The organism is Methylobacterium longum, from assembly GCF_022179385.1.
GTDB lineage: Bacteria > Pseudomonadota > Alphaproteobacteria > Rhizobiales > Beijerinckiaceae > Methylobacterium > Methylobacterium longum.
Window position 1 is genome coordinate 1 of the sequence record NZ_BPQS01000170.1, and the last position, 602, is coordinate 602.

Annotated in this window: 2 protein-coding genes; both read right to left on the minus strand. The window is 68.9% G+C overall.

The annotated features are described in order from the left end of the window. Positions 1-98, minus strand: a 98-nt coding sequence (gene tnpB, locus MFF58_RS31935) for an IS66 family insertion sequence element accessory protein TnpB (RefSeq protein ID WP_238294351.1), incomplete at its 3' end; no start/stop codon positions are given. Then, a complete protein-coding gene (gene tnpA / locus MFF58_RS31940) occupies positions 95-502 on the minus strand; it encodes an IS66-like element accessory protein TnpA (RefSeq protein ID WP_238294348.1) in 408 nt (135 codons plus the stop codon). The genes tnpB and tnpA, both read right to left, overlap by 4 nt. Between the last annotated feature and the right edge of the window lie 100 nt (positions 503-602).

Consider the following 602-nt stretch of genomic DNA (forward strand, 5'->3'; position numbering starts at 1 on the left):
GCGTCCCGGACCAGAGCGGCCAGCCCGTCCATGCCCTTGCGGAAGTCCACGGGCCGGGTGGCCAGCATCACGCGCACCGCGCCGGACGGCCCGATCATGGGCAAGCCTTCAGCGCTCGGATCACCGCGGCGATCTGAACCGTGCTCGCGCCCTGAGCGATACGGACCGTGGCGCCTGCGATCTCAACTTCAATGCTGTGGCAGCCGCATCGCTCCCTCAACTCGGGGCTCATCTCGGCAGACGTCGGCTCCTGCGGGCCCACACTCAGCACGGCCGGCACGAACCGCAGTGTGGTCCGGTCCTCGTGCCGCCCAGCCTGACGAACCAGGCGCCGCCACGTGAACAGCTGCGAGGCGCTTAATCCATGCCGGCGTGCCACCGCGCTGATCGAGGTGCCCGGCCCATCACTCTCGGCGACGATGGCGGCCTTTTCCTCATCCGACCACGTGCGCCGCCGGCCGGCCCCGGTGAACAGCTCCAGACGCCGGATCGGCTCCGACATAGCCATACGCCCTGACATCGACATGTGACGGAGCTCCCATTCCGCTCCGTATGCCGCCTTCACACCGCCTGCCGGAAGGTGCCGCCCAGACAGCGCTTAC